Origin of the sequence: Streptomyces populi (assembly GCF_002911015.1) — a bacterium.
Taxonomy (GTDB): Bacteria; Actinomycetota; Actinomycetes; order Streptomycetales; family Streptomycetaceae; genus Streptomyces; species Streptomyces populi.
Genome location: NZ_KZ627044.1, coordinates 1 through 7333, shown reverse-complemented (window position 1 = coordinate 7333; position 7333 = coordinate 1). Strand labels below are relative to the sequence as shown.

The window sequence follows — 7333 nt, the reverse complement described above, 5'->3', positions numbered from 1 at the left end:
CGGGAACCGCCGGGGCGGGAGCCGTCCGCGGCGGGGAAAGGTCCTGGGAGACGGCGCGGGGGACGGCACGCGAACGGAACGGGAGCCGCCGGTATCCGGCCATGAGCGGAGGCCGCGCGACGGGCCGGAGGGGCGGTCGCTCGGCCGGCCGTGCGACGCGTCCCGCGCCGGGCCGCGCCGCGCCGCGGACGGCGTCAGGTGAAGTACACGCCGCCCAGGACGACGACCACGGCCGCCGACACGAACAGCAGCACCCAGAGCAGCAGCTTCCCCACGCCGGGCGCGGGTTCGTAGCGCGGCTGCCCGTCCTCGGCGCCGGGGACCGGGGCGGAGCCGTGCGGCGCGGGTTCGCCGGCCGCCGGCTCCCCCGTGCTCACTGCGCCGTCACCACCGCCGCCTGCGGACGGATCGGCAGACGGTTGACCGGCCGGCCGGTGGCCGCCCGCACGGCGGACGCGACGGCCGCGGGCGAGGTCACGACCGGCACCGCGCTGGCCGCCTTGGCGCCGAAGGGGGCGACGACGTCGCGCTCCTCGACCAGCTTGACGATGCGGATGTCGGGCGCGTCCAGGGCGGTCGGCAGGGCGTAGCCGGTGAGGTCGGGGTGGCGGACGAGACCCCGGTTGGTCCGGAGGTTCTCGGTCAGCGCGGCGCCCACGCCCTGGGTGACGCCGGCCTCGATGCGGGCCCTGAGCTGTGCCGGGTTGAGGATCCGGCCGACGTCCTGGGCGAGCGCCAGCTCCACGACCCGGACCGAGCCGAGTTCGATGTCGACGTCCACCACCGCGCGGACGGCGCAGAAGGCGAGGCCCACGAAGGCGTCGCCCTGGCCGTGCTCGTCCAGCGGTTCGGTCGGGTGCGGGCGGCACTGCGCGGTCGCCCACAGCTCCTTGCCGTCCATCGCCTCGCTGACCGTGGTCGACAGCATTCCGTCGTACGAGGTGATCTTGCCGTCGGTGATCTGGAGCAGCTCGGTGGACATGCCGAACTTGTGCGCCAGGGGCTGTAGCAGTTGCGTGCGGACCATCTTGGCCGCGCGCTCCACCGCCCCGCCGGACACCCAGGTGTGCCGTCCCCGGCAGCTCGGGCCGGCCGGCGGCTGGTCGGTGTCGACGGGAGCCACGTGCACCTCGTCGATGCCGAGGGTCTCCTGGACGATCTGCCGGGCCAGCGTGGTGAAGCCCTGGCCGGTCTCCACGGCCGCGCAGAGCACGGTGGCGACGCCGTCGTGGACTTTCACCGTGGCCGTCGAGACCTCGTCGGCGCCCTCGGCGCCGAGCATGTGCACCATGCCGAGCCCGTAGCCGACACCGCGGCGCACGGCACCGGGTTCACCCGCGCCCTCGGGGCCGCCGGGCAGCAGCCACTCGTCCTCGGGCGTGTCCTTGGGCAGGGCGGGCAGCGGGTAGTCGCGCACGGCCTCGAGCAGCTCGGCGACGGGCGCCGGGCAGGTCACCGTCTGGCCGGTCGGCAGGACGTCGCCCGTGGCCATGACGTTGCGCAGGCGCAGTTCCGCGGGGTCGACCCCGAGTTTCTTCGCCAGCTTGTCCATCTGGGCCTCGTAGGCGGCGCAGACCTGGAGGGCGCCCTCGCCGCGCACATGGCCCGAGGGCGGGTTGTTGGTGCGCACGGCCCAGCCCTCGATGAAGGCGTTCGGGACGACGTAGGGGCCGCAGGCGAAGGAGACCGCGGCGGCCAGCGACTCGCCGGAGGTGTCGGCGTAGGCGCCCGCGTCGAGCAGGATCTGCGCCTCGACCTTGACCAGGTTGCCCTCGGCGTCGGCGTGGTGCCGGTAGCGCAGCAGGGTCGGGTGCCGGTGGGCGTGGCCGAGGAAGGACTCCTCGCGCGTGGCGGTGAGTTTGACCGGGCAGCCGGTCGCCAGGGCGAGCAGGCCGAGGGCGAGCTGGAAGCCCTGGTCCTCGCGGTCGGCGGTGGCGCCGGGGACGCCGGTGACGACGACCTTCACGCGCGCGGGTTCGAGGCCGTAGCAGGCGGCGGCCGCGTCGCGGTCGCTGTGCGGGTCGGTGGAGGCGATGTAGAGCTCGACGCCGCCGTCGGGGCGGGGCACGGCGAGTCCGGCCTCGGCGCCGATGGGGGCGGGGTCCTGGCGGCCGATGCGGTACAGGCCCTCGACGACGACCTCGCCGACCGCGTCCGGGTCGCCGTGGCGCAGCGGGATGTGCCGGATCAGGTTGCCGTCGGGGTGCAGCGGTTCGGCCTCGAAGGCGTGCTCCGGGTCGGTGACCGGTTCGAGCACCTCGTACTCGACGATGACGGCGGCGGCGGCCATCCGCGCGGTGTCGGGGTGGTCGGCGGCGACGGCCGCGATGGGCTCCCCGTGGTGGCGTACGACGTCGGAGGCGAACACCGGGCGGTCGGCGCGGCCGCGGCCGTGCATCGGGGTGCCGGGCACGTCCTCGTGGGTGATGACGGCGCGCACGCCGGGCATCTCGCGCGCGTGGCTGGTGTCGATGGACACGATGCGCGCGTGCGCGTGGGGCGAGCGGAGCACGGCGGCCCACAGCAGGCCCTCGGCCCACAGGTCGGCGGCGTAGGGGAACGTGCCCTCGGTCTTGGCGCGGTCCTCCGTGGCGGGCAGCGAGACGCCGAGCCCGTGCGGCAGGGGCTCGGGGCCCGCCTCGGGCGCCGCCGGTGTCACGGTCGCGGTCTGGTTGGTCACGCCTGGCCTCCGTCCTGGCCGTACGGCTGGTCGTGCTGTGCCGGTGAACCGTAGGCGGCACCGTCGTCGTACGCGGACGGGTGGACGCCCCCGGCACCGGGGCCGGCCTGGTGCGGGATGCGGGCCTCGTCCGCCCCGGAGGCCGCCTCGGCCTCGGCCGCGGAGTGCGCCTCGCGTTCGGCGACGACCTCGCGCACGGCGTCCAGGACGCCGCGGTAGCCGGAGCAGCGGCACAGGTTGCCGCACAGCGCCTGACGGGTCTCCAGCTCGGTCGGCGCGGGGTTGCCCTCCAGCAGGTCGTGCAGGGTCATCGCCATGCCGGGGACGCAGAAGCCGCACTGCACGGCACCGCACCTGGCCAGTGCCCGCTGGACGTCGGAGGGCTGTCCGTCGGTGGCCAGGCCCTCGACGGTGCGCACCTCGCTGCCGGCGGCGGTGACGCCGGGCACCAGGCAGGAGGCCACGAGCCGGCCGTCCACCTGGACGTTGCAGGCGCCGCACTCGCCCTGCGAGCAGCCGTCCTTGGCGCCCGCGAGGCCGAGCCGCTCGCGCAGCACGTACAGCAGCGACTCGCCGACCCAGGCGTCGGTGACGGGCCGGTCGGTGCCGTTGACGCGCAGGACGTAGGAGGCGAGGGGGTGGTCGTCGTGTCCGGCGGGGGCCAGGAGGTCCGCGTCCGGCGTCCCGGCGTCCGTCCCGGCGGCCTCGTGCGCCGGATCCGGCTCGGACGCCTCGTGCGCCTCCGTGGCGACCGGCTCGGGGTCGGCGGCGGGCTCAGGGGTCTCGTGAGCGGGCTGTACGGGCTCCTGGGCGGCCTGCGGGGCCGATCCGGCTCCCGGCTGCCCCGGCTGTCCGGCGGGGGCCTCAGCGGCCGTCTCGCGCGCGTCGGCGGTCCAGGCCTGTCCGATCTCGCCGGCCCAGGGCGCGGCCGCGCCGCCGGGGAGCGTGGCGGGCGGCGTGCCGCCCCACTGCTCGACGAGCGCCGAGGTGGTGAACTCGCCCGATTCGTCCGGGAGATCGCCTCCGGCCACCGGGATCGACCACTGCCCGGTCACGTCGTGTCCGGGGCCCTGCCCCTGGCCGTGCCCCGTGCCGTCGTCGAACTGCCACTGCCCGGTGGACCCGGGGTGGTACGCGAACCGGTCGTCGTGGGCGCCCGCTCCCGGCTGCGCGGTGTCCGGGTCCGGCCACGGGGCGTTGCCGCCCTGGCCCGCCCAGGTCCCGCCGGCGGCCGGGTCGGCCGCCTCGGGAGGGGCGGGCGCCACGGCGATCTGCGGGGGCACGTAACCGTGTCCGGGTGCGGCGAGCGGCTCCCGGGCGGCGAGGAGCGCTTCTATGCCGCCCTCGGGGAGCTGGACGAAGGCGGTGGCCCCGTCGTCGTAGTCCCCCTGGGGCAGCGGGTCCCAGCGGCCCCCGCTCTGCGCGGCGCCCTCTTCGTGCTGGTCGTCGGTCACGACAGTGCCCTTCCAAGTGCTCGTCGGGCCAGCGCGGCGACGGTGCGCCGCAGATGCAGTACGGCGGGCGGGAGCGGTGTCAGGGTTCCGTCCTCGGCGGGGACGGGGTCCGGGATGCAGGCCGCGGCCACGTACTCGCCGAACGCGTTCAGCGCCTCGGGGACGATCGCGCGGTTGTTGTCCCAGTCGATCAGCTGGGCCACCCAGGCCTCGGCGTCCAGCGGCCGCAGCGGCATCGGCGCTATGGCGCCGACGGCGCAGCGCACACCGCGCCGGGCCGGGTCGAGGACGACCGCCACGGAGGCGAGGGCGCGGCCCGGTCCGGTGCGGCCGGTGGCCTTCAGGAAGACCTGCGGCGCGTGCAGCAGCGGCACGCGCACGTAGCCGATGAGTTCTCCGCCGCGGAGCATGTCCACGCCGGCGAGCAGGTGCGACACGGGGATCTCGCGGCGGGTCCCGCCCGGCCCCGCGATGATCAACGTGGCTTCCAGGGCGGCCAGTACGGGCAGCGCGTCCCCGGTGGGGGCGGCCGAGGCGATGTTGCCGCCGAGGGTGCCGGCGTTGCGGATCTGCGGCGGTCCGGCCGCCCGCGCGGCGGCCGCGAGCGCCGGGATGAGCGCGGCGAAGTCGGGTCGGCCCATGCGAGCGTGCGTGAGGCCCGCGCCGAGCAGCGCGTGGCCGTCCTGGTACTGCCAGCCGCGGATCTCGGTGATCCTGCCGAGGCCGACGAGCGCGGCCGGCCGCAGCTGCCCGGAGTTGACCGCGGCCATCAGATCCGTGCCGCCCGCGACCGGAACGGCCGTGGGCATGGCGGACAGCGCCGCCACCGCCTCGTCCAGCGAGACGGGCAGCGTCACGGCCTGCGCCGTCTGCGGTGCGTGCGTGGTCAAACCGGTTGCCCCTTCCCGCTGCCCCACCTGGTCCCACCTGTGCTGCCGTACGGTACGTGCTGACAGGGCGGACGTGGCAACTCTGGCACATCTTCCCGGCCCCTCGACGCAGGGGTCCGCTAGGAGGCATTCGCCCCTCTCACCTGGGAGATGACCGGTTTTCGCACGGCATCGCCGCTGGAAGCCGATTGTCACTCTTCGGTGACCCTTGGGGGCACTTTTCCTTGTGGGACAACGGCACCGGGGCCCTCGCGCCGGTGCCGGCCGGCAGTGAGCCGTCTCACACCTTCGGGGGCGCTCCCTCGACAGGGCGTCCGAGCACCCCGGGCCGCCGCTGCCACGGCCGCGGACCCGTGGGCGCCCGGTAGGCGACCCCGAGGGCGTCGAGCCGTCCGTAGTGGGCGTCCATCCGCCGCTCGAAACCGGCGAAGTCCCGTTCGCCGGGGGCCGGCAGGCGGCTCCAGGCGACCTCGGCGAGGGCGGCGAGCCTCGGGAACGCCTGGTAGTCCACGCGCGCGGGGTCCTCCATCACCTCGGTCCACACGTTGGCCTGGGTGCCCAGCACGTGCCGCGCCTCCGCCTCGGTGAGCTGCGGTGGAACCGGCTCGAAGCGGTAGACGTCCTCCAGGGTGCGCACATAGGCGATCGGCACCGGTTCGTCCTCGCCCGCGGCCTGGCGGTAGTCCAGGTACACGTGCTGCTCGGGGCACATGACGACGTCGTGGCCCGCACGCGCGGCCGTGACGCCGCCCTGGTAGCCGCGCCACGACGACACCGCGGCGCCCGGCGCGAGACCGCCCTCCAGGATCTCGTCCCAGCCGATCAGCCGGCGTCCGCGCGCGGACAGCCAGGTGTCGAAGTGCCGGATGAACCAGGACTGCAACTCGTCCTCGTCGGCGAGCCCGAGTTCCCTGATGCGGGCCTGCGCCGCGGCCGACTTCCGCCACTGGCCCTTGGGGCACTCGTCGCCCCCGATGTGGAAGAAGCCCGAGAACTCCGGGAAGCGGCCGGGGTCCGCCGGGAACAACTCGAGGAGTTCCTCGAAGACCCCCTCGTAGAAGCGCAGGGTGTCGTCGGTGGGGGCGAGTACGTTTTCGGAGACGCCCCAGTTGTCCCAGACGGTCAGGGAGGCCGTGTCGACGACATCGGTGTTGCCCAGTTCCGGATAGGCGGCGATGGCCGCCTGCGAGTGCCCGGGGATGTCGATTTCGGGGACGACGGCGATATGCCGCTCGGCCGCGTACGCGACGATCTCCCGGATGTCGTCCTGGGTGTAGAAGCCTCCGTGCGGCTTCTCCTCCCACAGCGGCGAGGCCCGGTGGCCGAATTTGGTGCGCGCCCGCCAGGAACCGGTCTCCGTCAGCTTCGGGTAGCGCTCGATCTGGACACGCCACCCTTGATCGTCGGTGAGATGGAAGTGGAAGACGTTGAGTTTGTGCGCGGCCAGCAGATCGAGGTAGCGCAGAACGCCTTCCTTGGGCATGAAGTGCCGGGAGACGTCGAGCATCAGGCCGCGCCAGCGGAATCGGGGCGCGTCCTCGATGATCACGTGCTCGATTTCGTACGCCTCCCGCGGACGGACCGGGGCGCGGCGGAAAGCGTCGGGGCCGAGCAGTTGGCGCAGCGTCTGGGCGCCCCAGAAGACCCCGGCCGCGTCGCCGCCGCGGATCTCGACACCGCCGTCGCCGACGTCGAGCCGGTACGCCTCCGGCCCCAGAGCACCGTCGAGGAACAGGCGCACGGCGCGCGGAGCGTCCTGCGGACCAGGTCGCAGCGGCAGCCCGAGCGCGGCGCCGAGCGTCGAGCAGAGCCAGCGGCCGGTGCCGTCCGTGCCGGGCGCGGCCCACAGGACCGTGTCCGCGTCCAGCGCGAACCGCCCGCTCCCGACGCCTTCGACGACGAGGGGAGCGGGAATGAGGCCCGTATCCATCATGTCCATCCGTCCTTCAGTCCTTTGCCGTCGCCGGGGCCGGAGACGGGTCACCGGGTACGCGTACGAAGAAGGCCGGCGGAAGAAGACCGGCGCGTGAATGGCCGTCACCGCCGGGGCACCCGCCGTACCGTCCGGTCGGGTTCTCCGGTTCGCGCGGGACGGGGGGTGACATCCGCGCGGACCGCGCGCGATGCCGCCGGGAAGAAGGGGTTCCGGAAGCGGAAACCGCTCCCCCGCCGACGGCCGCGGGAAAACGCCCCGGCGGCCGCGGGCCGGGAGAAGGCGCGCGGAAATCCGGCCCGCCGGAGAAAGCGTCCCCGGCCCGCCCCGCCGGGTTCACGGCCGCCTTCCGCGCGTCCGTGACGGCCCCGGCGAA

At 74.8% G+C, this 7333-nt stretch carries 5 protein-coding genes; all 5 read right to left on the bottom strand.

Annotated features, from left to right (window positions below; all coding sequences use genetic code 11):
* Positions 1-194: 194 nt before the first annotated feature.
* Entirely contained in the window at positions 195-377 is a 183-nt protein-coding gene (locus CW362_RS42010; RefSeq protein WP_103554847.1) for a hypothetical protein, read from the bottom strand.
* Positions 374-2680 (bottom strand): xanthine dehydrogenase family protein molybdopterin-binding subunit, encoded by a 2307-nt coding sequence (locus tag CW362_RS42005; protein WP_103554846.1) that lies wholly within the window; start codon positions 2678-2680, stop codon positions 374-376. The genes CW362_RS42010 and CW362_RS42005 overlap by 4 nt, the downstream gene beginning before the upstream one ends.
* Entirely contained in the window at positions 2677-4134 is a 1458-nt protein-coding gene (locus tag CW362_RS42000) for a (2Fe-2S)-binding protein (protein WP_103554845.1), read from the bottom strand. Before CW362_RS42000 ends, CW362_RS42005 begins: the two co-directional genes overlap by 4 nt.
* Entirely contained in the window at positions 4131-5024 is an 894-nt protein-coding gene (locus tag CW362_RS41995; RefSeq protein WP_103554844.1) for an FAD binding domain-containing protein, read from the bottom strand. The genes CW362_RS42000 and CW362_RS41995 overlap by 4 nt, the downstream gene beginning before the upstream one ends.
* Before the next feature lie 280 nt (positions 5025-5304).
* Positions 5305-6963 carry a beta-N-acetylhexosaminidase gene (locus CW362_RS41990; protein ID WP_376450550.1) on the bottom strand — a complete coding sequence of 553 codons (1659 nt, stop codon included), beginning with the start codon at positions 6961-6963 and terminating at the stop codon, positions 5305-5307.
* Positions 6964-7333 lie beyond the last annotated feature (370 nt).